Genomic DNA, 25,000 nt, shown 5'->3' with positions numbered 1-25,000 from the left:
TGCCCGTTGCCGATCTCTCTGCCACGATCAGACACATGAAGAATTTCGTAGTCAAGACGATCGCCAACGCGGGTGCTCTGGCGGTCGCCGTCTGGGCCCTGTCGGGCATAACCCTGTCCGGTGACGACAAGGGCAAGGAGATCGTCACCCTCCTGGGCGTCGCCCTGCTCTTCGGCCTGGTGAACTTCCTGGTCAAGCCGATCGTGAAGGTGCTGACCTTCCCGCTCTTCATCCTGACCCTCGGTCTGATCACCCTGATCGTCAACGCCCTGATGCTGCTGCTGACCTCCTGGCTGGCCGGCGTGCTCGACCTGAGCTTCCACGTGGACGGCTTCTGGACCGCGGTCGGCGGCGGCCTGATCGTCTCCGTGGTCTCCTGGGCACTCAACGTCGTCCTGCCGGACGGGGACTGAACACCCGATGACCTACCGCGTCTGTTTCGTCTGCACCGGCAACATCTGCCGCTCGCCGATGGCCGAATCGGTCTTCCGCGCGCGCGTGGAGGAAGCCGGTCTAGACGACCTGGTCGAGGTCGACAGCGCCGGCACGGGCGACTGGCACGAGGGCGAGGGCGCCGACCCGCGCACCCTCTCCGTCCTGGAGGAGCACGGCTACGGCCTCGATCACACGGCCCGCATGTTCCGGCCGTCCTGGTTCGCCCGCGTCGACCTCGTGATCGCCCTGGACTTCGGACACCTCAAGACCCTGCGCCGCCTGGCGCCCACCGCACAGGACGCCGCGAAGGTGCGTCTGCTGCGGACCTACGACCCCGCCGCCGACGGCGACCTCGACGTGCCCGACCCTTACTACGGCGGCCCGGACGGTTTCGAGGAGTGCCTCGGGATGGTGGAGGCGGCGGCCGACGGCCTGCTGGCCGCCGTACGCGAGGATCTGGAAGGACTGCGGACATGAGCGACTCAGCCACCCCCGGGGGGCTCCCCGGCGACGCGGGGGAGGGCACCCGCGCGGTACGGGCCGGGCTGCCCGAGCCGGTGAAGTACGAACCGACCCTGCCAGGGCCGGTGTTCGCCGCGCACTACCATCTGCCGGGGGAGCCGACGGGGCCGTACACCTACGGCCGCGACGAGAACCCCACCTGGACCCGGCTGGAGCGGGCGATCGGCGGGCTGGAGGCCCCGGGGCGGGACGACGTCGAGACGCTCGCCTTCGCCTCCGGGATGGCCGCGATCTCGGCGCTGCTCTTCTCCCAGCTGCGCGCCGGCGACACGGTCGTCCTGCCCAGCGACGGCTACCAGGCGCTGCCCCTGGTGAGCGCCCAGTTGGAGGCGTACGGCATCGGGGTGCGGACCGCCCCGACGGGTGGCGACGCCCAGCTCGACGCCCTCGACGGTGCCCGGCTGCTGTGGATCGAGTCGCCGTCCAACCCCGGCCTCGACGTCTGCGACATCCGGCGGCTCGTCGAGGCGGCACACGCGCGTGGCGCCCTCGTGGCTGTCGACAACACGCTCGCGACCCCGCTGGGACAGCGGCCGCTGGAGCTCGGCGCCGACTTCTCGGTGGCCAGCGGCACCAAGCAGCTCACGGGGCACGGCGACGTCCTCCTCGGATACGTCAGCGGGCGGGCCGGCGAGCCGATGACCGCCGTACGCCGCTGGCGGAAGATCGTCGGGGCGATCCCCGGGCCGATGGAGGCCTGGCTGGCGCACCGTTCGATCGCCACGCTCCAGCTGCGCGTCGACCGGCAGGCCGCGAGTGCCCTGGCCGTCGCCGAGGCGCTGCGGGGCAGGCCGGAGGTGACCGGGCTGCGCTATCCCGGCCTGCGCGACGACCCGGCCCACGAGGTGGCCGTCCGGCAGATGCGGCGGTTCGGGTGCGTGGTGTCGTTCACGCTGCCCACGCGTGCGCGTGCCGAGCGTTTCCTAGAGGCGCTGCGGCTCGTGGACGACGCGACCAGCTTCGGCGGGGTGCGCTCCACCGCCGAGCGGCGGGGGCGCTGGGGCGGCGACGCGGTACCGGAGGGCTTCGTACGGCTGTCGGTCGGCGCCGAGGATCCCGAGGACCTGGTGGCCGACGTGTTGCGTGCCTTGGGGGAGTCGGCGCCATGACCGGGCTGCGGACGCCCCCTGGGTGTCCCCCCTGCGACGGACGGTCCGAGCCTCCCCCCTCGTGGCTCGGACCGTCCTCGGTTCTACGCCCGAAGAACCGCACCCACAAGCCTAGTTGACTCTGTGTCAGCGTTCAATCACGGTAGCGACGGGGGCCGATCGGCAGAGTCGGCCGCACCGGCCTCGCCATCAGCACGCCCCGGCCACGCGCCGCCGTGCTCACGCCCACTCCGCTTGCGACGAGGACCACGTCCTGATCGCAGCCCCGCGGTGGGCGGAACGGATCGACTCGGCGAGGCTGCGCCGCACGGGTGCTTCCGCGCTGGAGAATCTCCCGGTCGTCGAGGTGCACGAGTCGTGTCTTCGTCTCCTGCCCCGCCGCCTCCGGCGCCGTGATCGTGCCCGATCCGCGCGCCGTGCTCGCCTGCGCCGTCGCGGGTGCCGGGCTCGCGGCGCTGCCCGGGTATCTGCGCTCGGCCGCCCTGCGGCGCGGGGACGTCGTCGCCCCGCACAAGCCACGGAGTCGTGACGGGATGCGCTCCCCCGGTGACGATTCGCGATGTTTCACGTGGAACATGCGGGGCCACATTTCTCCCATGACCGTCCGACCTGTGGTCAAGCGCACTGCCCGCGCCGTTCTGCTCGACGGCGACGACCTCATCCTGATCAAGCGCACCAAACCCGGTGTGGACCCGTACTGGGTCACGCCCGGTGGCGGCGTCGAACCGGATGACGCGACCGTCGTCGACGCCCTGCACCGCGAGGTCCACGAGGAACTCGGCGCGAAGATCACCGATGTGGTCCCCTGCTTCGTCGACACCGTCGAGCACATCGGCGAGGACGGCGGCGCGACCGGCGTCAAGGTGCAGCACTTCTTCGTCTGCCGTCTGGAGTCCATGGACCCCTCCCTGCGGCACGGACCCGAGATCGACGAGCCCACCGGGGAGTACGAGATCGTCTGGGTGCCGTTCACCCGGGTGGGCATCGCGTCCGTCCATCTCGTGCCGCTGTCGCTGCGCCACTACCTCGACGGCAACATCGAGGGCGTACGGGCCATGCACGCGCCCGATCTCGGATGAGCCGGTAGGCCGCCCCGACGTCAGCTGCCAGAGGCGACGAGCTCCTCGACCGAGTCGTGCCGTATGCGCTCCACGGGGAAGCCGACACCGCGCAGGGCGTCCACCCCGCTACGGATCATGCCGGGCGGACCGGAGACATAGGCGTCGTACGCGGTCCAGGGCCCGAAGGTCCGTATGGCGTCGGGGAGCTGGAGCAGACCGTCCCGGTCGACCACCGGGTGTACCTCCAGCCACGAGTGCGCCTGCTGGAGCCTGAGCATCGTGTCGATGTCGTACAGGTCGTGGTTGCTTCGGGCGCCGTAGAACACCTCGACCGGACGGCGGGCGCCGTGCTCGGCCACGTCCTCGACCAGCGCCTTGATGGGGGCTATGCCGGTACCGCCGCCCAGGCAGAGCAGACCGCTGTCCCGGGTGTGGTCGACCGTCATCGAGCCGGCCGGCGGTCCGAGCCGTACGACGTCACCGGGCCGGGCACGGTGGACGAGGGCGTTGGACACCCACCCGGCCGGGACCGCCTTCACATGGAAGGCCAGCAGTCCGTCGGAGCGGGGCGCCGAAGCGAACGAGAAATGCCGCCAGATCCTGGGCCACCACGGTGTCTCCAGACTCGCGTACTGCCCGGCGCGGAAGGGGTAGGGCTGGTCGGGGCGGAGGGTGAGGACGGCGATGTCCGGCGTCCTGAGGTCGTGGGAGACGACCTCCGCCTGCCACCACGGCGGAGCGCGCAGCTCGTCCACGGCCGCCGCGTCGATCATGACCTGCGAGATCGTCGTGTACGCCCGGACCCAGGCGGCTTCGGTGTCGGCGTCCCAGACGGCGTCGGCGTACTTGCTGAGCGCGCCGATCAGGCACTCGCCGACGGCAGGGTAGTGCTCGGCCCGGGTGCCGTACTTACGGTGGCCGCGGCCGAGGTTCTGGAGGTACTCGACGAGGACCGGGGTGTTGTCGATGTGCTCGGCGGCGGTCAGCAGCGCCTTGAGCAGCCGGTCGCGCTGGGCGTCCATCGCGGGCGGGAAGAGCGGGCGCAGTTCGGGGTAGCGGACGAACAGCAAGGCGTAGAAGTACGAGGTGACCTTGTCAGCCACCGGGCCGACCTCGGCCATGGTCCGGCGGATGCGGACGGCGTCCGGAGAGCCCTCCCCGGCGGGGGCGGGAGGCTGGGCGGGGAGCATGAGATCGGGGGGAGGCGAGGGTCGTACCGCTTCCCGCTGCGGAGGAGCCTCGGCCGACGTGCCCGGTTGCTGCTCCTGCGCCGCAGGGGGCCGGGCGAAGGCGTCGGCGCCTGCGGTCTCCGGTGGGGCCGCCACCGGCGCCGCAGGGGCGCCTGACGGGCCGTAGGGGCTCTGCGGCTCCGTTTCGGGTTGCCGCAGCACCGCGTCCGCCTGCGCGGGTTCTTCGGCCACCTGAGCAGCGCCCACGGGCGAGTCGCCGTCGGTCGGACGGGAGCCGTGACCGGGCGGGGGTGTGGCACGGCCCACCGGGCGCAGTGCGGCCAGGCGGCGGCCGTCCTGCGCCCCCTGCTCACCCCCGGCGGTCGGCTCCGGCTGTCTGCGCGGCGCGAACCATCCGTCCCCGCCGCCGGACGTGCCGTTGTCGGCCGACTTGGTGGTCGGAGCGTCCATGGTCTGCCTCGCCTCGAACATCTTTCGGTCGGTCTGCGCGCTTCCTGGCTCGGAAGGGCCTGCTTCCCCGGCAGACGGCTTGCTTTCCGTTCGGTTCCGCACGCACTCGGCAGACGCGCACACCGGACATACGGTCTTCGGTTCTCTCGGCCCCATCAGGCTGCATTGCCCTGTTCCCGGCCCGTTCGGAACGTGTGCGCAGGGCCCCGCGCGCCTGACTCCGAAAGCGAACCGGAGTCGACCCTACCGGCCGCGGTGGACCACACAAGTCCCCCCTTCCCTCCCCTGGACAACGGGCGGGGAGTGAACCGTCGATTCCCTCAACTACCGGGCGGGACGAACCAATTCATAGGCATCCCACAGATCCTTCCCCGTGTAGGAATGCGTCGCGAGGCTTGCCAGACGGTGGTCCGCATTGACCGCCACGGAGACCGGCACGGCTGCGAACAGGTCTTTGTCGGAGCCCGAGTCGCCATACGCGACACAGTCCTGCCGCCTCACTCCGAACTCCGCGCACAGCCGATCCGCGATCACCACCTTCGCCGCGGCGCTGAGAACGCCCGCCGGATCCACCGGCTCTGTGAAAGGAAGAGCGGGAAAGCGTGATCCATGGGCCGCGTGGGCGCCCCAGGCCGTGAGTTTTTCCACAAAGAAGGAGGGCGAGAGCGACACGACGGCGCAGTACTCCCCTCGGCTGCCGATCTCCGCCCAGACCTCACGGATGCGCGCCAGCCAGGGAGCGCCCTCGAACGCCGCCGTCACATGCTCCTCGGTGAGATTCGTCCACAGTGCGTGCGCCTGATGCGCGTACTCCGGCGGCTGGATCCGCCCCTCGGCCGCGGCGCGGTCCAGCGCCACCGCCTCGGCCTCCAGGCCGAGTTGGCGCGAGATCTCCCGGGGAGCAGAAGTGCCATGCAGCAGGGTGCCGTCGAGGTCGAAGAGATGCAGTCTCGCCATGCGCCGAGGCTAACCGGGCCGGACGGCCGCTGTTTCACGTGAAACAGCGGTGGCCAAAAGCGCGTGCCTCCGGGGGAAACAGGTGGACGTCAGGGGCGCCCGTCGGACAGCCTGGCCGGCGTGCCGACTCCTTCCCCCGCCGCTCTGCCCATCCGCCGTCTGACGCATCGCGACCTCACGGCCTGCGCCGACTTGTCCGAGGACCGGGGGTGGCCGCGCGAGGAGCACAAGTGGGGCCTCCTTCTCTCCGCCGGTAAGGGGTACGGCATCGACAACCCAGCCGGAGGCCTCGTCGCCGCCTGTGTCGTCACCGAGTACGGCTCCCCCAGCCGTCCCACACTCGGCGCCATCGGCATGGTGCTGGTCGCCGAGCGGCACGCCCGGCAGGGCGTCGGCCGTCGGCTGATGCAGCACGTCATCGCGGAGATGAGCCCGGTTGCACTGACGCTGCACGCCACCCCGAACGGCCGTCCGCTCTACGAGGAACTGGGCTTCAAGACCACGGGCCGGGCGGAGATGGTGTGCGGGCGCTTCACCCCGGACGGCACGTCGTCCGACGTCGTCACCCGCGCGGCCACGGCCGAGGACCTGTCCGCGGTCCTCCGGCTCGACGAGGAGGTGTTCGGCGCTGATCGCACGCACCTCATCACACGGCTGCCGGCCTTCGCCGACCAGCTGCGGGTCGCCGAAGACGGCGGCCGGATCGTCGGCTACGCGGCCGCCTGGCCGAACATGGCCACCCACGTGGTGGGTCCGCTGATCGCCCGGGACACGGCGACCGCCAAGGCCCTGCTGGCCTCCCTCGCGGCCCGCACCGACCGACCGCTGCGCACGGACATCGACGTACGCCACGAGGAGCTGCTGGCGTGGGTGAAGTCCCGGGGCCTGGAGTCCGTCGCCTTCAACGCGGTGATGACCCATGGCATCACCGAGCTGCCCGGCGACTGGAGCCGACGGTTCGCACCGCTGACCGTGGCGGCCGGCTGAGACGCCTGGCTGACGGGCACGCTTGCGGGGTTCAGGGGTGCACGGTCGACCGCTGTGCGGGGGCACGGGCGCAGACGCTGCTGATACGCGTCGCGGAGACGCTGAAGGCACCAGCGGTCGCGTAGAGCGCGCCAACGCGCATACGTAGGGTGCCGCCATGGGAGATCTCGCCATCCGAACCGCCGTCGCCGAGGACATCCCCGCCATCGTCGCCCTGCTCGCGGACGATCCGCTGGGTGCACAGCGGGAGTCACCGGACGACCTCGCGCCGTACCGGAGCGCGCTGGAGCGGCTCACCGCCGATCCGAACCAGCGGCTGGTCGTCGCCGTCCGCGAGGGGCGCGTCGTCGGCACACTCCAGCTGACGATCATCCCCGGCCTGTCCCGTCGCGGCGCGACCAGATCGGTCATCGAGGGCGTGCGCGTGCACGCCGACGAACGCGGCGGGGGTCTGGGAACGCGGTTCATCGAGTGGGCGATCGAGGAATCCCGCCAGGAGAACTGCCAGTTGGTGCAGCTCACCTCGGACGTAACCCGCACCGACGCCCACCGCTTCTACGAACGGCTGGGCTTCGTGGCCTCGCACGTGGGCTTCAAGCTGCCGCTCTGAAGAACCCGAAGGGGGCTGTGTTTCACGTGAAACACAGCCCCCTCAGACATGCCGCCCGTCTCCCCGAGACCGGTCAGCCGATCCCCCGCCACCCCTCCGGGTCCACCCCACCGGGCACGTCACTGCCTTCCTCGTACGGCTGGCGGGTGAGCACGAACGACCCGAGGTCCAGGTGGTCCACGGTCCCGTCCGGCCGCCGTACAGCCCGCAGAAGCTCTCCGGCGAAGTAGCCCTCCAGGCCCGTCCAGGTGCCGTCCCCGTTGGCCCGGAAGCGTGAGCGGCGCCCGCCGGCGGACAGCGGGCCCAGCGAGACCAGCCCGTCGGCCGTGACACGCAGGACGTGGAGACTGGTCCCCCAGTACCACTGGCCCGCCAGCTCCAGCACCGACTGGTCGACCTCCCGCAGCGGCCGCCACGGTTGCGGGATGCGCGGTTCGGCCTCCGCCACGAGCCGGACGAGATCGGCCCCCACCTGCCCCAGGAGCGGGCCGGAAGTGCAGTTGGCGAGAACCACGGCCGCGACGTCGTCCGCCACCGCGACGGTGAGATTGGCCAGGAAGCCCGGGACCGAGCCGGAGTGGCCGACGAGCACCCGTCCGTCCCGGTGCTGGATCTGCATGCCCAGCCCGTAGGTGGCTCCGTCGGCGAGATCGGCGACCTCGGCCGGTGCCGCGGGCGTCCCCATCTCCCGCAGGGTCCTCTCGCTCAGCACCCGGTCGTCGCCCCGCATCAGAAAAGCGGCGAACCGCGCGAGGTCCCCGCTGGTGGACCACAGCTGGCCGGCCGGGGCCATCGGGCCGTATTCCTCGACGGGTTCGGGCTGCATCGCGTCGGCCCAGGGGTGCACCGCCCAGCCGCCTGCCGCAGGAGCCTGCGGTCGGACACTCGTACGGTCGAGACCCAGGGGTTCGAGCACTTCACGCCGGAGTACGTCCTCCCAGGCCGCTCCGCGCACCTTCTCCACCAGGGCGCCCAGCACGGCGTAGCCGGGGTTCGAATAGTGGTGGCGGCGGCCCGCCGGATGCAAGGTGGGCTTCCCCTCGCCGAGGACGTCGGCGAGCCGCGGCCGCAGCGACCCCGGTGTGCGCTCCCACCACGGTCCGGGCGTCTCGGCCGCCAGCCCGCCTGTGTGGGCGAGCAGTTGGGCGACGGTCAGCTCCCCCGCCCCGGTGCCGGGCAGATGCCGCTCCAGCGGGTCCCCGAGGTCGAGCGCTCCCTCGTCGCGCAGCCGCAGCACGAGAACGGCGGTGAAGGTCTTGGTGATCGAGCCGATCCGGTACTGCACGTTCTCGTCCGGAGCGTGCCCGTCGACCGAGGTCCGCGCCCCGTGCCAGACGGCCCGCCCGTCCCGGACGACCGCCGCGACGAGCGACGGGGCACGCCCGTCGGCCTGGGCGACGGCGATCCGGTGCAGCAGCGCACGCCGGGTGGCGGGAAGCAGCTCTTCCTGAGGTGTGGTCATGGGGCCAGTCCACCCGCCTGCGCCGTCGGCGTCGAGTTCATTTCACCGGGCGCGCGATCAGGTCTGTGCCATGTCCACGAAGCGGGAGTAGTGGCCCTGGAAGGCCACGGTGATGGTGGCCGTCGGGCCGTTTCGGTGCTTGCCCACGATGATGTCCGCCTCGCCGGCTCGCGGGGACTCCTTCTCGTAGGCGTCCTCGCGGTGCAGCAGGATCACCATGTCGGCGTCCTGCTCGATGGATCCGGACTCACGCAGGTCGGAGACCATGGGCTTCTTGTCCGTGCGCTGCTCGGGGCCACGGTTGAGCTGGGAGAGCGCGATCACTGGGACCTCGAGCTCCTTCGCCAGGAGCTTGAGGTTACGGGACATGTCGGAGACCTCCTGCTGACGGCTCTCGGAGCGCTTGCCGCCCGACTGCATCAGCTGGAGGTAGTCGATGATGACGAGCCGGATGTCGTTGCGCTGCTTGAGCCGGCGGCACTTCGCGCGGATCTCCATCATCGACAGGTTCGGCGAGTCGTCGATGAACAGCGGCGCGGACGACACCTCGGGCATCCGGCGGGCCAGCCGGGTCCAGTCGTCGTCCGTCATCGTGCCGGAGCGCATGTGGTGCAGGGCGACCCGGGCCTCGGCGGACAACAGACGCATCGCGATCTCGTTGCGGCCCATTTCGAGGGAGAAGATGACGCTGGGCAGGTTGTTCTTGATCGACGCGGCCCGCGCGAAGTCCAGCGCCAGCGTCGACTTGCCCATCGCAGGACGGGCGGCGATGACGATCATCTGGCCCGGGTGCAGACCGTTGGTGAGCGAGTCGAGGTCGGTGAACCCGGTGGGGACACCGGTCATCTCGCCGCTGCGCGAGCCGATCGCCTCGATCTCGTCGAGCGCGCCTTCCATGATGTCGCCGAGCGGGAGGTAGTCCTCGCTGGTGCGCTGCTCGGTGACGGCGTAGATCTCGGCCTGGGCGCGGTTGACGATCTCGTCGACGTCGTCGTCGCCCGCGTATCCCATCTGGGTGATGCGGGTGCCCGCCTCCACCAGGCGGCGCAGGACCGCGCGCTCGTGCACGATCTCGGCGTAGTACTCGGCGTTGGCCGCCGTCGGCACTGTCTGCACGAGCGTGTGCAGATACGATGCGCCGCCGACCTTGTTGATCTCGCCGCGCTTGGTGAGCTCGGCGGCGATCGTGATGGGGTCGGCCGGCTCGCCCTTGGCGTAGACGTCGAGGATCGCCTGGTAGATCGTCTCGTGGGCGGGCTTGTAGAAGTCGTGACCCTTGAGGACCTCGACGACGTCGGCGATGGCGTCCTTGGACAGGAGCATGCCGCCGAGGACGGACTGCTCGGCGTCGAGGTCCTGCGGCGGGACGCGCTCGAAGGTGGAGCCGCCCTCCCACTCACCGCTGTCCCGGCCCCGCTCGTGCTGTTCGTCACGGCCTCGGCCGCCGTTCCCGCGGCGGCGGGCGGGAGGCAGACGATCGCTGGGTCCGCTGTCGGCCCACGGGTCGTCCAAGGGCTCGGAAATGCTCACCGAGCCACCTCCTCCCGTCCGCCGAGCGGACCTCGCCGTGACCTCAGTTCTACGGCACGGCACTGACAATTGAGAGGCCCAACTCCGGTTCAGGCGCGTCGGTTTTGTGACGGTTCCGGCGGCCGGTGGACGGAGCGGGCGCCGGACCACGGTAGGCCCGCGGGCACCGTCAGCCAATCTGGTTATCCACAGGCCATGTGGACGACGGCCCGGATGCTGTGGACAACTCCGCAAAACCTGTGCACGACCCGGTGGACAGCCCTGTGAACAAGCCCTCTTCTTTTCCTGCCCATAGCCAGTGACCTGCACTTTTCCGATCCACTGGCTGTGCAGAAGAAAAACTTTCCCGGTCAGCGCAAGATCGCTTCGAGCCAGGGGCCAAACGACACGCAACGCAACAAGAAGTAAGGGTCACAACACCATTGCATCTCTTACCTGTGGACGATTAGATTGATGCCCATGACACAGGCTCCCGCGCCCCCCAGGGCCGTCCGGCGACAGCACGACCGGGAGATCGTCGCGCTGGCCGTCCCGGCCTTCGGCGCGCTCGTCGCCGAACCCCTCTTCGTGCTGGCCGACAGCGCCATCGTCGGTCACCTGGGCACCGCCCAGCTCGCCGGACTGGGCGTCGCCTCCGCGCTCCTGACCACGGCCGTCAGCGTCTTCGTCTTTCTCGCCTACGCCACCACGGCCGCTGTCGCCCGCCGCGTGGGGGCCGGTGACCTCACCTCGGCCATCCGGCAGGGCATGGACGGCATCTGGCTGGCATTGCTGCTCGGTGCCGCCGTGGTCGCCGCGGTCCTGCCCACCGCCCCGGCGCTCGTGGAACTCTTCGGAGCCTCGGACACCGCAGCCCCGTACGCGACCACCTATCTGCGGATCTCGGTGGCCGGCATACCAGCCATGCTCGTCGTGCTGGCCGCGACCGGAGTGTTGCGCGGGCTCCAGGACACGAAGACACCTCTCTATGTGGCGGTCGCGGGCTTCGTTGCCAACGCCGCCCTCAACGCCGGCCTGGTCTACGGTGCCGGGCTCGGGATCGCGGGCTCCGCCTGGGGGACGGTCATCGCCCAGTGCGGCATGGCCGCCGCCTATCTGGCGGTGGTGATCCGAGGAGCCCGCCGCCACGGTGCCTCGCTCCGGCCCGACGCCGCCGGCATCAGGGCGTCCGCCCAGGCCGGCGTCCCGCTGCTGGTCCGTACGCTCTCCCTGCGGGCGATCCTGATGATCGCCACCGCAGTGGCGGCCCGTCTGGGCGATGCGGAGATCGCGGCGCACCAGATCGCCCTGTCCCTGTGGAGCCTGCTCGCCTTCGCCCTGGACGCCATCGCGATCGCCGGTCAGGCCATCATCGGCCGCTGTCTCGGTGCGGGCGACGCCCGGGGCGCCCGGGAGGCCTGCCGCCGCATGGTGCAGTGGGGCATCGCCGTCGGGCTGCTGCTCGGGCTGCTGGTCATCCTGGCCCGGCCTGTCTTGCTGCCGCTGTTCACCGGTGACTCCGGGGTGAAGGACGCCGCGCTGCCCGCACTCCTCGTGGTGGCGCTGTCCCAGCCGGTCAGCGGCGTCGTCTTCGTCCTGGACGGCGTCCTGATGGGCGCGGGGGACGGGCCGTATCTGGCCTGGGCGATGGTGGCCACCCTCGTGGTGTTCACCCCGGTGGCTCTGATCGTTCCGGTCCTCGGGGGCGGCCTCACGGCGCTCTGGGGGGCCATGGCGCTGATGATGACGGTCCGGATGCTGACGCTGTGGCTGCGGGCCCGCTCAGGCCGTTGGATCGTCACGGGTGCCACCCGCTGACCGTTTCACGTGAAACGTGCGCTGTGAGACCTGAGACGTGGAACGTGAGGAACGGCGAAGGGGCCGCACCCTGCTGGGTGCGGCCCCTTCTCAGCTGTTCACGCCGGACGCGCGATCAGGCCGATCAGGCCGCGACGACCTCGATGTTGACCTTGGCGGCAACCTCGGGGTGCAGACGCACGGACGTCTCGTGGGCGCCCAGGGTCTTGATCGGCGTACCGAGCTCGATGCGGCGCTTGTCGACCTCGGGGCCACCGGCAGCCTTGATCGCCGAGGCGATGTCGGCCGGGGTGACGGAACCGAAGAGACGGCCGGCGTCGCCCGAGCGGACGGCCAGGCGGACCTTGACGCCCTCGAGCTGGGCCTTCACCTGGTTGGCCTGCTCGATGGTCTGGATCTCGTGGATCTTGCGAGCACGACGGATCTGCTCGACGTCCTTCTCGCCACCCTTGGTCCAGCGGATCGCGAACTTCCGCGGGATCAGGTAGTTACGGGCGTACCCGTCCTTGACGTCGACGACCTCGCCGGCGGCACCGAGGCCGGAGACCTCGTGGGTGAGGATGATCTTCATGTGTCGGTCACCCTTCCCTTAGCGCGCGGTGGACGTGTAGGGCAGCAGCGCCATCTCACGGCTGTTCTTGACGGCCGTGGCGACGTCACGCTGGTGCTGCGTGCAGTTGCCGGTCACGCGGCGGGCACGGATCTTGCCGCGGTCGGAAATGAACTTCCGCAGCATGTTCGTGTCCTTGTAGTCCACGTACGTGACCTTGTCCTTGCAGAAAGCGCAGACCTTCTTCTTAGGCTTGCGCACAGGCGGCTTCGCCATGGTGTTTCTCCTGTGTGATCAAGAAGTGGGGATGCGAGCCCTAGAAGGGGGGCTCGTCCGAGTAGCCGCCGCCGCTGCCGCCGGAGTTTCCACCCCAGCCACCGCCGCCCTGGTTGCCACCGGCGGGAGCGCCGGTCGCCCACGGGTCGTCGGCCGGCGCGCCGCCCTGCTGACCGCCGCCGGGGCCGCCGCCCCAGCCGCCGCCACCCTGGCCGCCACCGCCGCCGTAACCGCCCTGGCCACTGCGTCCGCCGCCACCGCCGCCACCACTGGTCTTGGTGACCTTGGCCGTGGCGTTGCGCAGGCTGGGGCCGACTTCCTCGACGTCCAGCTCGAAGACCGTGCGCTTGACACCCTCACGGTCCTCGTAGGACCGCTGCTTCAGCCGGCCCTGCACGACGACGCGCATGCCTCGCTGGAGCGACTCGGCGACGTTCTCCGCCGCCTGGCGCCAGACCGAGCAGGTCAGGAACAGGCTCTCGCCGTCCTTCCACTCGTTGGTCTGACGGTCGAAGGTGCGGGGGGTGGACGCGACACGGAACTTCGCGACCGCCGCACCCGAGGGGGTGAAGCGCAGCTCGGGGTCATCGACAAGGTTGCCGACGACCGTGATGACGGTCTCGCCTGCCATGGGGGAACCTCTCGGCGGGTTTGCTGCTGCTGGCTGCTTGTGCTGCTACTCAGAATCCCGAGATCGGCTGAGCGGGAGAGCTCAGTGGGTCTCGGGACGGAGGACCTTGGTCCGGAGGACCGACTCGTTCAGGTTCAGCTGGCGGTCGAGCTCCTTGACGACCGCAGGCTCGGCCTGCAGGTCGATGACCGAGTAGATGCCCTCGGGCTTCTTCTTGATCTCGTACGAGAGACGACGACGGCCCCAGGTGTCGACCTTCTCGACCTTGCCGTTGCCCTCACGGACGACGGAGAGGAAGTTCTCGATCAGGGGGGCGACAGCGCGCTCCTCCAGATCGGGGTCGAGGATGACCATCACCTCGTAGTGACGCATGTGGAACCCACCTCCTTTGGACTCAGCGGCCACGGTCGTTCCGTGGCAGGAGGGTTGTGATGCGTACGCAACGGTATCGGCCGCCACTGACAATCGGGGGTCGGATGCCGACGTCCCCGCTCTGATCTGGGCGGAGTCCCTGGCTGTGCCTGGGCAGACACCGGTGCAGAGGGTACAGACTACCCGCACACCTGCTTCCGGTTGAAATCCGGCCGCGAGGGCAGCCAATCTGTACACATCGGGTGTGTATGGCGCTACAGTGCGCCGTCTTCCGCAGGAGGTGCCCCATGGCACAGGCATTGCGACCCAACACCGGAGTCGGATCTCTCTTCGCCACCGATGGAAAGCCCCATCCCGTCCAGGACACCCTCATGGCGGTCACCCTGGTCCTGGGAGTCGTGTCCTTCGTCACCGCGCAGTTCGACAACCTCCATCTGCTCAGCTCATGGACCGGTCTGGTGGGGATCCTGACCGGCGCGTACGGCCAGTGGATCTCAGAGACCACCCGCCAGCGCTTCGGTCTGATCCTGGGTCTCGGCGCCTCCGGCGTCGGCTTCTTCCTGGGTATGGCGCACGGCGGCCTGTTCGGCAGCCTGTGGTGACCTGACCCGGTCCGGCCGGCGCACCACCGCACCCCGCACCACCTCCGCGCCGCGGGACTCGTAGGACGCCTACGAACCCTGACGTAACGCCCCGGCCCCTCAACTGGCCGGGGCGAAGGTGCCGTACGCCCAGTCGGGGCCCGCGCACGGCGCAGTAGGCTTCGGCGAGAGCCGGAGCCCCTGTACCCATGGGGACACACCAGCCCGAGGAGCGCCCCGAATGAGCCTGACCCTGAGGACGATCAGCCGCGAGCAGCATCTGGCATACATCCAGAGCCTGCCGTCGGCGAGCCACATGCAGGTGCCGGCCTGGGCCGACGTCAAGGCGGAGTGGCGGTCGGAGAACCTCGGCTGGTTCGACGAGCGGACCGGTGAACTGGTCGGCGTGGGTCTGGTCCTCTACCGCCAGCTGCCCAAGATCAAGCGCTACCTCGCCTATCTGCCCGAGGGCCCGGTCATCAACTGGTACGCGCCGAACCTCACCGAGTGGCTGGAGCCGATGCTCGCGCACCTCAAGCAGCAGGGCGCGTTCTCGGTGAAGATGGGCCCGCCGGTGATCATCCGGCGCTGGGAGGCCACGTCCATCAAGGCGGGCATCCAGAGCCCGGACGTGAAGCGGCTGCGCGACATCGAGGCGGACTTCATCGAGCCGCGCGCCTTCGAGGTGGCCGACAAGCTGCGCCGGATGGGCTGGCAGCAGGGCGAGGACGGCGGCGCCGGCTTCGGCGACGTCCAGCCGCGCTACGTCTACCAGGTGCCGCTGGCGAACCGCTCGCTCGAAGAGGTCCACAAGAACTTCAACCAGCTGTGGCGCCGCAACATCAAGAAGGCCGAGAAGGCCGGGGTCGAGGTCGTCCAGGGCGGCTACCACGACCTCGAGGAATGGCAGCGGCTGTACGAGATCACGGCGGTGCGCGACCACTTCCGGCCCCGCCCCCTGTCGTACTTCCAGCGCATGTGGACGGCCCTCAACAGCGAGGACCCCAACCGCATGCGGCTGTACTTCGCCCGTCACGACGGGGTGAACCTCTCGGCGGCGACGATGCTGATCGTCGGCGGCCACGTCTGGTACTCCTACGGCGCCTCCGACAACATCGGCCGTGAGTTCCGCCCGTCCAACGCCATGCAGTGGCGGATGCTGCGCGACGCCTACGCGCTCGGCGCCACCGTCTACGACCTGCGGGGCATCTCCGACTCGCTGGACGAGACCGACCACCTCTTCGGTCTGATCCAGTTCAAGGTCGGCACGGGCGGCCAGGCGGCCGAGTACCTCGGCGAGTGGGACTTCCCGCTGAACAAGCTGCTCCACAAGGCGCTCGACATCTACATGTCGCGCCGCTGACGTCACACCCCACCCCTTCCCGGCCACCAGAAAGGTCCCAGGTCCGGCCATGGCGCTCACGCTCTACGTCGACACCGCGCGCTGGCGGGCGCACCACAAGCACGTGCAGGAGCAGTTCCCGGGGCTCGTCCCGGTCTGCAAGGGCAACGGCTACGGCTTCGGGCACGAGCGGCTGGCGGAGGAGGCGACCCGGCTGGGTTCGGACATCCTCGCCGTCGGCACGACGTACGAGGCCGCGCGCATCAAGGACTTCTTCAGCGGCGACCTGCTGGTGCTGACGCCGTACCGGCGCGGCGAGGAGCCCGTTCCGCTGCCCGACCGGGTGGTGCGCTCGGTGTCGTCGGTGGACGGTGTGTACGGCCTCGTGGGCGCCCGGGTGGTCATCGAGGTGATGTCCTCGATGAAGCGCCACGGCATCAGCGAGCAGGACCTGCCGCAGCTGCACGCCGCGATCGAGAACGTCCGGCTGGAGGGTTTCGCCATCCACCTGCCGCTGGACCGCACCGACGGCTCCGACGCCGTGGAGGAGGTCATCGGCTGGATGGACCGGCTGCGCGCGGCCCGGCTGCCGCTGCACACCATGTTCGTCAGCCACCTCAAGGCCGACGAGCTGATCCGGTTGCAGCAGCAGTTCCCGCAGACCCGGTTCCGCGCCCGGATCGGCACCCGGCTGTGGCTCGGGGACCACGACGCCACCGAGTACCGCGGGGCGGTTCTGGACGTCACGCGGGTCGCCAAGGGCGACCGCTTCGGCTACCGCCAGCAGAAGGCGGCCTCGGACGGCTTCCTGGTGGTCGTGGCGGGCGGCACCTCGCACGGGGTGGGTCTGGAGGCCCCCAAGGCCCTGCACGGCGTCATGCCGCGCGCCAAGGGCGTCGCCCGGGCCGGCCTCGCCACGGTGAACAGGAACCTCTCGCCGTTCGTCTGGGGCGGCAGGCAGCGCTGGTTCGCCGAGCCGCCGCACATGCAGGTGTCGATCCTCTTCGTCCCCTCCGACGCCCCGGAGCCCACCGTCGGCGACGAGCTGGTGGCCCATCTGCGCCACACAACGACCCAGTTCGACCGGCTCGTGGACCGCTGAGCGGACGGGGTCGCCACCCGGAACACGGAAGAGGCCGTACACGATGTCCCGTGTACGGCCTCTTTCACGCCGGTACGGCGCCGTGTTTCGCTCAGGGCGAATCGTCGGCGGTGCCCGGGCGGCCCCACTCCACCTCGTGCTGGGTGCCCCACTCCACCTCGTGCTGCGTCCCCCAGTCCGCCTGCGGCCCCTCGGCGTGGGAGGCGTGCCGGGGCGGATGCGCCGCCGCCCCGAGGACGAAGACGTCCTCCGCCCCGTCGAGCACCCCGCCCGAGGGGTCGTCGTCGTCGTTCTGGCGCACCACGTCCCGCTCCGGCATAAGGATGTCGCGCACGACCACGCCGCACAGGTAGAGCGTCCCCACCAGATGCACCCCGATGGCCCAGTGGTAGCCGTCGGTCGGCAGCCCCTTGTGGGCGTCTCCGCTGGTCGTGTAGGCGAGGTAGAACCAGATGCCCAGGAAGTACACGACCTCGCAGGCCTGCCAGATCAGGAAGTCCCGCCACTTCGGCCGGGCCAGCACGGCCAGCGGCACCAGCCACAGGACGTACTGCGGCGAGTAGACCTTGTTGGTGAGGATGAAGGCCGCCACCACCAGGAAGGCGAGCTGGGCGAACCGGGGGCGGCGCGGCGCGGTGAGCGTCAGCCAGGTGATGCCCGCGAAGCACACCACCACCAGGAGGGTGGCGAGGGTGTTCACGCTGTCGGTGGCGAGGGGGTCGCTGGAGTTCTGCGCCAGGATCAGCCAGAAGGAGCCGAAGTCGACGCCGCGCTCCTGGCTGAACCGGTAGAACTTCGACCAGCCCTCGAAGGCGAAGAGCATCACCGGCAGGTTGACCACCAGCCAGGCCACGGCCGCGCCGCCGAAGGCCTTGCCGTAGTCCCGCCACTTCCCCGCGCGCCAGCAGAGCACGAACAGCGGTCCGAGGAGGAACACGGGATAGAGCTTGGCGGCCGTGGCGAGCCCCAGGAGGATGCCGAAGGCGAGCGAGCGGCCCCGCGACCACATCATCATCGCCGCGGCCGTCAGGGCGACGGCCAGCAGGTCCCAGTTGATGGTGGCGGTCAGCGCGAAGGCGGGCGCCAGGGCCACCAGCAGGCCGTCCCAGGGGCGCCGGGCGTGCGTACGGCTCACGCAGACGGCGATGACGGCCGCGCAGGCCATCAGCATCCCCGCGTTGACCATCCAGTACCACTGCTCCTGGTGCTGGATGCTGCCGCTGCCCGGGGTCAGCCAGGCGGCGACCTCCATGAACACACCGGTCAGCACCGGGTATTCGAGGTAGTCCATGTCGCCGGGGAGCTTGTCGAAGTACGGCACCAGCCCATCGGCGAAGCCGCGCCCCTGGTAGAGGTGCGGGATGTCCGAGTAGCAGGCGTGGGTGTACTGCGTGCTGGCACCGAAGAACCAGCCCCCGTCGTAGCAGGGCATCTTCTGGACCAGGCCCAGGACGAACATCCCGATCGCCACGAGCGCGACGACCCGTACGGGCGTCCACCAGGACGTCCCGATCAGGGCTCTTTGGCCTAGGGGGCCGCCGATCAGCTCGCTGCCGGCCGTGGCCACCTTGTCGTTCCTGGTCGGCTGCACCGGCTCCGGCTCGTGCACGCGCGCGGGCGTCGATTCTGCACTGGGCATGGGGCACATCCTGCCGCACCGAGTGAGGAAAAAGCGGAGAGCCGCCCCACCAGGTTCGGTGGGGCGGCTCTCGTTTCACGTGGAACATCGACATGTTTCACGTGAAACACCCGCGCTGGGCCAGAAGGCGGCTAACCGTCCGATCCTCCGAAGAGGCCGCCGTTCTGGTTGCCTCTGATGCTGTCCGACTCGGACGTGGTCGGTGACGGTGAGAAGCCACCGTCCGAGCCGCCGTTGCCGTTGCCGTTGTCCGTGCCGCCGTTGTTGTTGCACTGGAAGAAGTTGTTGCAGGTCTCCGACGCGGTGGGCAACGGCTCGCTCTGCGTCTCCGAGGCGGTCGGGGTCGGGGACGGCTCCTCCACCTCGGTCTCGGTGGCCGTGGGTGTCGGCGTCGCCGGCGGCTCCGCGTTGACGACCTCACCGATGGGCTCGGGCTCCGGGAAGTTCTCCGCCGGCACGCCCTCCAGCGCGTCCTCCATGTAGTCGTGCCAGATCTGCGCCGGGAACGAGGCGCCGTGGATCTTCTTCTGGCCACCTGTTCCGAACATCTTCAGGAACGTGCGGTTCTTGTTCTTCTCGTCGTCGTCGAGCCGGAACATGCTGATCGCGGTCGACAGCTGCGGGGTGTAGCCCACGAACCAGGCCGACTTGTTGCCGTCGGTGGTACCGGTCTTGCCCGCCACCTCACGACCGGGCAGCTGGGCGTTGGTGCCGGTGCCCCGCTCGACCACGGTCTTCAGGACGTCCGTGACGTTGTCGGCGACCTTCGAGGTGAAGGCCTGCTCGGCCACGACCTTGTGGGTGTAGATCTGGCCTTCCTCGCTGGTGACCTTCTCCACGGAGTACGGGTCGCGCTGCTTGCCGCTCGCGGCGAAGGTGGCGTACGAGCCCGCCATACGGATCGCGCTCGGGTCGGAGATGCCGATGGAGAACGACGGGAAGGTGGTACCGGCGAGGCTGCTCTCCCGCAGACCCGCGCTGATGGCGGAGTCCTTGACCTTGTCCAGACCGACGTCCATGCCGAGCTGCACGAAGGCGGAGTTCACCGACTCGCGCATGGCCTCGCGCAGGTCGATCTTGTAGTCGGGCGGAGAACCGTAGGACTCGTCGCCGTCATTGGTCTGCAGCCACTCCTCGCCCTTCTCGTTCTTCCAGACGGTGCGGTTGTAGTCCTGGATCTTCAGCTTGTTCTTGCCGCTGAACAGGCTCTCCGGGGAGACGATGGTGCGCTCGTCCTGCGCCTGCGACGAACCCAGATCGGGATCGCGCACGCCCCAGGTCATCGCGGCCGCCAGCACGAAGGGCTTGAAGGTCGAGCCGACCTGGGCACCGGTCTCGTCGGCGTTGTCGGTGAAGTGCTTGGTGGCGTCCTCACCGCCGTAGATGGCCCGGATGGCGCCGGTGTCCGGCTCCACGGACGCCCCGCCGAACTGGACGTGGGTGTCGGTGTCCGGGCGTAGCTCCGGCTTGATGTTGGCCTTCTGGACCTTGGTCACCGCGTCCGTGAGCTGCTGGACCTTCTTCCTGTCGAAGGTCGTGTAGATCGAGTAGCCGCCCTGCTGGAGCAGGTTCTGGGTGATCCCGGTCTCCTTGCTGTGGGTGACCAGGTAGCCGTTGGCAAGGTCGACGAGATAGCCGATCTGACCGCTGAGCTGGGTGTTCGACCGCGGGTTCTTCCAGTCGGGGAGCTTGGTGTACTTGGCCCGGGTCTGCGCGTCGAGGTGGTGGTACTCGACCATCTTGTCGAGGGTGTCCTGCATCTGGCGCAGGGCCCGGCGGGTGTTCTTCTCGGGAGTGGCATTGACGGGGTCGATCGAGGGCGCGCCCGCCGGGTCGTAGTACGTGGCGCCCTTCAGCGTGGCCGCCAGGAAGGCGCACTCACCCGGGTCGAGCTTGATCGCGTCCTTGTTGAAGTAGGCGCGGGCGGCTGCCTGGATCCCGTACGCGTTGCGTCCGTAGTACGCGGAGTTCAGGTAGCCGGCCATGATCGTGTCCTTGTCGACCTCGGCGCCCACCTTTATCGACACGAAGATCTCCTTGAACTTGCGGGAGATCGTCTGCGACTGGTCGTTCAGCATCGCGTTCTTGACGTACTGCTGGGTGATCGTCGAACCACCCTGCGTCTGGCCGCCCCGCGCCATGTTGAACAGGGCTCGCGCGATGCCCTTGGGGTCGATGCCGCTGTCGTCGTAGAAGGTCTTGTTCTCCTGCGAGATCACCGCGTTGCGCATTGCCTGCGGGATCTGGGAGAGCGAGATGTTCTGACGGTTCGTCTCACCACCGGTGGCCACCATCTGGGTGCCGTCTTTCCAGTAGTAGACGTTGTTCTGGGCCGTCGCGGTCTTGGCGACGTCGGGCACGCCCACCATGGCGTAGCCGATACCCGCCACGGCCACCATGCCGCCGACGAAGCCGACGAACAGACCCGCGACGAGCTTCCAGGACGGGATCCAGCGCTGCCAGCCGTACCTGTCGGCGCGCGGATAGTCGACCAGGCGCTTTCTGCCGGGCGCCGAGCGCCCTCTGCCCCGGCCGGGCCCGTGCGGGCCGCCGAAGGGGTCTCCCGCGGGCTCGGCCCCTCTGCGCCGGCCGCCAGGCGGTCGCTGGGCGGCGCGCCGGGCCTCGGCACGACCGCCGTACGGCTCCTCCGGACTTCCCGACACCTGGCCCAACCCGTAGTCGGAAGGAGATCCGGTGGCGCCTCGCGGTGCGCGGCGGCCGGAGGACGGCCCGGACTGGCCACGTCGGGCCGCGGCACGTCCGCCTCCCTGCGGCTGCGGCGGTTTGCGACGGTGCTCGCTCATCGAACGATTACTCCTAGGGCAGGCGCATCCGTGCGCGCCTGAGAAGGGCGGCTGGTTTCCTGTCCCCCCGAAGTACGGATGCGGTCGGCTGCGCATTCACCCGTACGGCACCGGGGGCCTGGACGCCCCCCGGCGTCCCTGGGGTCCCGGTGGTCTGCATGGCGCACAGACTACGCACCGTCAAAACCCACCCACTCCCAAGGTTCGCCCCATATCGGGCAAGTCGTCTGCGAAGAAACGGTGATGTGATCCCGTTCACCACCGTCCCCCTTGTCGCATCCGGAAGGCCGTTCTATCGTCGTGATGTATCGAGTCGATACATCAGAGCGAGATAAGCGCGCTGCGGACGAGAGGAGGCGACGGTGAGCCGACGTTCCGGCATCCTCGAGTTCGCCGTGCTCGGCCTGCTCCGCGAATCCCCGATGCACGGCTATGAGCTGCGCAAACGACTCAATACGTCACTGGGTGTGTTCCGTGCCTTCAGCTACGGGACGCTGTACCCCTGCCTCAAGACGCTGGTCGCCAACGGCTGGTTGATCGAGGAACCGGGGCACACCCCGGAGGACGCCCTCGCCGCACCACTCGCAGGGCGTCGCGCCAAGATCGTCTACCGGTTGACGGCGGAAGGTAAGGAACACTTCGAGGACCTGCTGTCGCAGACGGGCCCCGACGCCTACGAGGACGAGCACTTCGCCGCCCGTTTCGCCTTCTTCGGGCAGACGTCGCGCGATGTGCGCATGCGCGTCCTGGAGGGCCGTCGCAGCCGACTGGAAGAGCGCCTGGAGAAGATGCGCGCCTCGCTGGCGCGCACCCGGGAGCGCCTCGACGACTACACGCTTGAGCTCCAGCGCCACGGGATGGAGTCCGTGGAGCGCGAAGTGCGCTGGCTGAACGAGCTCATCGAGAGCGAGCGGGCCGGACGGGACCTGAAGGGTTCCGCCTCCGGGGAGTCCGCTCAGCAGAACACCAATGGAGCGCCGGGCGTCCTGCCCCGTCCCGGGGACACCCCCGGGACGGATACGCCCGGCGACACCACCCCGTGAGCGCCCAGCCAGGGCCTCACTCGTACACACAGGGAGCAACCGGAATGGGTTCGGTTCGCGTAGCCATCGTCGGTGTGGGCAACTGCGCCGCATCGCTGGTGCAGGGCGTCGAGTACTACAAGGACGCCGACCCGGCGTCCAAGGTCCCGGGCCTGATGCACGTCCAGTTCGGCGACTACCACGTCGGTGACGTCGAGTTCGTCGCCGCGTTCGACGTGGACGCCAAGAAGGTCGGCCTGGACCTCGCGGACGCAATCGGGGCGTCCGAGAACAACACCATCAAGATCTGCGACGTGCCCAGCACCGGCGTCACCGTGCAGCGCGGCCACACCCTCGACGGTCTCGGCAAGTACTACCGCCTGACCATCGAGGAGTCCGAGGCCGAGCCGGTCGACGTCGTCCAGGTCCTCAAGGACAAGCAGGTCGACGTCCTCGTCTGCTACCTGCCGGTCGGCTCCGAGGACGCGGCGAAGTTCTACGCCCAGTGCGCCATCGACGCCAAGGTCGCCTTCGTCAACGCCCTCCCGGTCTTCATCGCCGGCACCAAGGAGTGGGCGGACAAGTTCACCGCGGCGGGCGTGCCGATCGTCGGTGACGACATCAAGTCCCAGGTCGGCGCCACCATCACGCACCGCGTCATGGCGAAGCTGTTCGAGGACCGCGGTGTCGTCCTGGAGCGCACCATGCAGCTGAACGTCGGCGGCAACATGGACTTCAAGAACATGCTCGAGCGCGACCGCCTGGAGTCCAAGAAGATCTCCAAGACCCAGGCCGTCACCTCGCAGATCCCCGACCGGGACCTGGGCGAGAAGAACGTCCACATCGGCCCGTCCGACTACGTGGCGTGGCTCGACGACCGCAAGTGGGCCTACGTCCGTCTCGAGGGCCGCGCCTTCGGCGACGTCCCGCTGAACCTGGAGTACAAGCTCGAGGTCTGGGACTCCCCGAACTCCGCGGGTGTCATCATCGACGCGCTGCGCGCCGCGAAGATCGCCAAGGACCGCGGCATCGGCGGCCCGATCCTGTCGGCCTCCAGCTACTTCATGAAGTCCCCGCCGGTCCAGTACTTCGACGACGAGGCCCGCGAGAACGTCGAGAAGTTCATCCGCGGCGAGGTCGAGCGCTAGCTCGACGCCATGGCGCGTCCTCGGCGCGTCACCCGCTGAAATTCGCTCCTGCCAGGGCTGAGAGGGTCCCCGGGTCGTATGACCCGGGGACCTTCCCCCTATGTGAGGCTGGGCCCATGGCCGTCGTCCGTGATCTGCGCGTCCTGCTGCGCCTCGGCGCCTACCGGCGCCTGCTCGCCGTACGACTGCTGTCCCAGTGCGCCGACGGCGTCTACCAGGTCGCGCTCGCCACCTACGTCGTGTTCTCCCCGGAGAAGCAGACCTCGGCCGGGGCGATCGCCTCCGCGATGGCCGTCCTGCTGCTGCCCTACTCCCTCGTCGGCCCCTTCGCCGGCGTCCTGCTCGACCGCTGGCGGCGCCGTCAAATCCTGCTCTACGGCAATCTGCTGCGGGCCCTGCTGGCCTCGGCGACGGCCGTCCTGATGCTCAGTCACGTCCCCGACTGGCTCTTCTACGTCTCCGCGCTGTGCGTCACCGCGGTGAACCGGTTCGTCCTCGCGGGTCTCTCGGCCGCTCTGCCGCGCGTGGTCGACGCCGAGCGCCTCGTCATCGCCAACTCCCTCTCCCCGACGGCGGGAACACTGGCCGCGGTCGCGGGCGGCGGTCTCGCCTTCGTCGTACGCCTGGCGATCGCGGACACCGATGCCGCGGTGGTCCTGCTCGGCAGCGCGCTGTACCTGTGCGCGGCGCTGATGTCGCTGACCATGGCGGCGGATCTGCTCGGACCCGAACGCGACCTCGTTCCGGCCGGGTGGGCGATCGCGGTCAGGGGGACGGCCCGCGGACTCGTCTCCGGGGTGCGCCATCTGACGGAGCCTCGGCGCAGGGAGGCCGCCTGGGCGCTCGGCTCGATCACCCTGATGCGGTTCTGCTACGGCGCCCTGACGGTCATGGTGCTGATGCTGTGCCGGTACGCCTGGTCCACCGACACCGACAAGGGGCTGGCGCTGCTCGGTGTGGCCGTGGCCATCTCCGGCGCCGGCTTCTTCGTCGCGGCCGTGGTGACCCCGACGGCGGCCGGGCGTCTGGGACCGGGCCGCTGGATCGTCGTCTGCTCGGCGGCGGCCGCCGTGCTGGAGCTCGCCCTGATGCTTCCCTTCACCCAAGCCACCACGTTCGTCGCGGCGTTCGTCCTCGGACTGGTCACCCAGGGGGCGAAGATCGCCACCGACACGGTCGTGCAGTCGTCCGTGGCGGACGGCTTCCGTGGCCGGATCTTCTCGCTCTACGACGTCCTGTTCAACGTCGCCTTCGTCGGTGCCGCCGGGGTGGCCGCCCTGATGCTGCCGCCTGACGGCCGCTCAGCGGCCCTGGTGGTAACGGTCGCCGTTATCTACGGGGCGATTGCTGTGGCTATGGCCCGCTTTGAACGCCAGTAAGTGTCACATCAAAGAAACAGAGTTCCCCTGTGGTCGGGCACTGT

At 69.5% G+C, this 25,000-nt stretch carries 23 protein-coding genes and 1 pseudogene; 14 read left to right on the top strand and 10 right to left on the bottom strand.

What is annotated here, in order from left to right; translation table 11 throughout:
* Positions 1-35 precede the first annotated feature (35 nt).
* The 5 genes and pseudogenes from AQJ58_RS28880 to AQJ58_RS28865 all read left to right on the top strand — a co-directional run bounded on the left by AQJ58_RS28880 (position 36) and on the right by AQJ58_RS28865 (position 3,145).
* Complete coding sequence (locus AQJ58_RS28880; protein ID WP_067255449.1) at positions 36-413, top strand: phage holin family protein; 378 nt, start codon at positions 36-38, stop codon at positions 411-413.
* Positions 414-420: 7 nt separating this feature from the next.
* Positions 421-912, top strand: coding sequence for a low molecular weight protein-tyrosine-phosphatase (locus AQJ58_RS28875; RefSeq protein WP_067255447.1), 492 nt, complete (start codon positions 421-423; stop codon positions 910-912).
* Positions 909-2,066 (top strand): cystathionine gamma-lyase, encoded by a 1,158-nt coding sequence (locus AQJ58_RS28870; protein WP_067255445.1) that lies wholly within the window; start codon positions 909-911, stop codon positions 2,064-2,066. The genes AQJ58_RS28875 and AQJ58_RS28870 overlap by 4 nt, the downstream gene beginning before the upstream one ends.
* Before the next feature lie 170 nt (positions 2,067-2,236).
* Positions 2,237-2,572, top strand: a pseudogene (locus tag AQJ58_RS44915) (LysR family transcriptional regulator); the annotation flags it as partial.
* Between the two features lie 90 nt (positions 2,573-2,662).
* Positions 2,663-3,145, top strand: a complete 483-nt coding sequence (locus AQJ58_RS28865; RefSeq protein WP_067255444.1) for an NUDIX hydrolase — start codon at positions 2,663-2,665, stop codon at positions 3,143-3,145.
* 20 nt (positions 3,146-3,165) lie between these two features.
* Here the strand turns inward: AQJ58_RS28865 and AQJ58_RS28860 are convergent, their stop codons facing one another.
* Both AQJ58_RS28860 and AQJ58_RS28855 read right to left on the bottom strand, forming a co-directional pair.
* Positions 3,166-4,767, bottom strand: coding sequence for a globin domain-containing protein (locus AQJ58_RS28860; RefSeq protein ID WP_234360327.1), 1,602 nt, complete (start codon positions 4,765-4,767; stop codon positions 3,166-3,168).
* Positions 4,768-5,091: 324 nt separating this feature from the next.
* The gene (locus tag AQJ58_RS28855; RefSeq protein WP_067255443.1) at positions 5,092-5,724 is read right to left on the bottom strand and encodes an HAD family hydrolase; all 633 of its coding nucleotides are present in this window, start codon (positions 5,722-5,724) and stop codon (positions 5,092-5,094) included.
* A gap of 120 nt (positions 5,725-5,844) precedes the next feature.
* Between AQJ58_RS28855 and AQJ58_RS28850 the strand changes: the two genes are divergently transcribed.
* Complete coding sequence (locus tag AQJ58_RS28850) at positions 5,845-6,711, top strand: GNAT family N-acetyltransferase (protein ID WP_067255441.1); 867 nt, start codon at positions 5,845-5,847, stop codon at positions 6,709-6,711.
* Between the two features lie 157 nt (positions 6,712-6,868).
* Entirely contained in the window at positions 6,869-7,321 is a 453-nt protein-coding gene (locus AQJ58_RS28845) for a GNAT family N-acetyltransferase (RefSeq protein WP_067255440.1), read from the top strand.
* 73 nt (positions 7,322-7,394) lie between these two features.
* On the opposite strand, the gene AQJ58_RS28840 is transcribed toward AQJ58_RS28845, so the two are convergent.
* Together AQJ58_RS28840 and dnaB are read right to left on the bottom strand one after the other, a co-directional pair.
* On the bottom strand, positions 7,395-8,783 hold the full coding sequence (locus AQJ58_RS28840; protein ID WP_067255439.1) for a serine hydrolase domain-containing protein: 1,389 nt from the start codon (positions 8,781-8,783) through the stop codon (positions 7,395-7,397).
* Positions 8,784-8,840: 57 nt separating this feature from the next.
* The gene (gene dnaB, locus AQJ58_RS28835) at positions 8,841-10,313 is read right to left on the bottom strand and encodes a replicative DNA helicase (protein ID WP_067255436.1); all 1,473 of its coding nucleotides are present in this window, start codon (positions 10,311-10,313) and stop codon (positions 8,841-8,843) included.
* A gap of 459 nt (positions 10,314-10,772) precedes the next feature.
* On the opposite strand from dnaB, the gene AQJ58_RS28830 reads away from it, so the two are divergent.
* Positions 10,773-12,110 (top strand): MATE family efflux transporter, encoded by a 1,338-nt coding sequence (locus tag AQJ58_RS28830; protein ID WP_067255739.1) that lies wholly within the window; start codon positions 10,773-10,775, stop codon positions 12,108-12,110.
* 124 nt (positions 12,111-12,234) lie between these two features.
* Here AQJ58_RS28830 and rplI read toward each other — a convergent pair whose 3' ends face one another.
* The 4 genes from rplI to rpsF all read right to left on the bottom strand — a co-directional run bounded on the left by rplI (position 12,235) and on the right by rpsF (position 13,939).
* Complete coding sequence (gene rplI / locus AQJ58_RS28825; protein ID WP_055633673.1) at positions 12,235-12,681, bottom strand: 50S ribosomal protein L9; 447 nt, start codon at positions 12,679-12,681, stop codon at positions 12,235-12,237.
* Between the two features lie 18 nt (positions 12,682-12,699).
* Complete coding sequence (gene rpsR / locus AQJ58_RS28820) at positions 12,700-12,936, bottom strand: 30S ribosomal protein S18 (RefSeq protein WP_003949403.1); 237 nt, start codon at positions 12,934-12,936, stop codon at positions 12,700-12,702.
* Positions 12,937-12,976: 40 nt separating this feature from the next.
* Positions 12,977-13,567, bottom strand: a complete 591-nt coding sequence (locus AQJ58_RS28815) for a single-stranded DNA-binding protein (protein WP_067255434.1) — start codon at positions 13,565-13,567, stop codon at positions 12,977-12,979.
* A gap of 81 nt (positions 13,568-13,648) precedes the next feature.
* Positions 13,649-13,939, bottom strand: coding sequence for a 30S ribosomal protein S6 (gene rpsF / locus AQJ58_RS28810; protein ID WP_007383258.1), 291 nt, complete (start codon positions 13,937-13,939; stop codon positions 13,649-13,651).
* Between the two features lie 287 nt (positions 13,940-14,226).
* On the opposite strand from rpsF, the gene AQJ58_RS28805 reads away from it, so the two are divergent.
* From AQJ58_RS28805 to AQJ58_RS28795, 3 genes are all read left to right on the top strand, one after another.
* On the top strand, positions 14,227-14,541 hold the full coding sequence (locus AQJ58_RS28805; protein ID WP_067255432.1) for a hypothetical protein: 315 nt from the start codon (positions 14,227-14,229) through the stop codon (positions 14,539-14,541).
* 220 nt (positions 14,542-14,761) lie between these two features.
* Entirely contained in the window at positions 14,762-15,883 is a 1,122-nt protein-coding gene (femX, locus tag AQJ58_RS28800) for a peptidoglycan bridge formation glycyltransferase FemX (RefSeq protein ID WP_067255430.1), read from the top strand.
* A 49-nt stretch (positions 15,884-15,932) separates the two neighbouring features.
* The gene (locus tag AQJ58_RS28795) at positions 15,933-16,964 is read left to right on the top strand and encodes an alanine racemase (RefSeq protein ID WP_067255428.1); all 1,032 of its coding nucleotides are present in this window, start codon (positions 15,933-15,935) and stop codon (positions 16,962-16,964) included.
* 91 nt (positions 16,965-17,055) lie between these two features.
* Here AQJ58_RS28795 and AQJ58_RS28790 read toward each other — a convergent pair whose 3' ends face one another.
* A complete protein-coding gene (locus AQJ58_RS28790; protein ID WP_234360326.1) occupies positions 17,056-18,603 on the bottom strand; it encodes a glycosyltransferase family 87 protein in 1,548 nt (515 codons plus the stop codon).
* A gap of 131 nt (positions 18,604-18,734) precedes the next feature.
* Positions 18,735-21,407 (bottom strand): transglycosylase domain-containing protein, encoded by a 2,673-nt coding sequence (locus AQJ58_RS28785; protein WP_199844709.1) that lies wholly within the window; start codon positions 21,405-21,407, stop codon positions 18,735-18,737.
* 362 nt (positions 21,408-21,769) lie between these two features.
* Here AQJ58_RS28785 and AQJ58_RS28780 point away from each other — a divergent pair, with 362 nt between their 5' ends.
* The 3 genes from AQJ58_RS28780 to AQJ58_RS28770 all read left to right on the top strand — a co-directional run bounded on the left by AQJ58_RS28780 (position 21,770) and on the right by AQJ58_RS28770 (position 24,956).
* On the top strand, positions 21,770-22,450 hold the full coding sequence (locus AQJ58_RS28780) for a PadR family transcriptional regulator (protein WP_067255422.1): 681 nt from the start codon (positions 21,770-21,772) through the stop codon (positions 22,448-22,450).
* A 44-nt stretch (positions 22,451-22,494) separates the two neighbouring features.
* Positions 22,495-23,577 carry an inositol-3-phosphate synthase gene (locus AQJ58_RS28775; protein WP_067255420.1) on the top strand — a complete coding sequence of 361 codons (1,083 nt, stop codon included), beginning with the start codon at positions 22,495-22,497 and terminating at the stop codon, positions 23,575-23,577.
* Positions 23,578-23,693: 116 nt separating this feature from the next.
* The gene (locus AQJ58_RS28770; protein WP_067255419.1) at positions 23,694-24,956 is read left to right on the top strand and encodes an MFS transporter; all 1,263 of its coding nucleotides are present in this window, start codon (positions 23,694-23,696) and stop codon (positions 24,954-24,956) included.
* Positions 24,957-25,000 lie beyond the last annotated feature (44 nt).

The organism is Streptomyces sp. DSM 15324 (assembly GCF_001514285.1).
Classification (GTDB): domain Bacteria; phylum Actinomycetota; class Actinomycetes; order Streptomycetales; family Streptomycetaceae; genus Streptomyces.
Note: the sequence above shows the minus strand (reverse complement) of the source record. Positions and strands in the feature narration are given on the sequence as shown.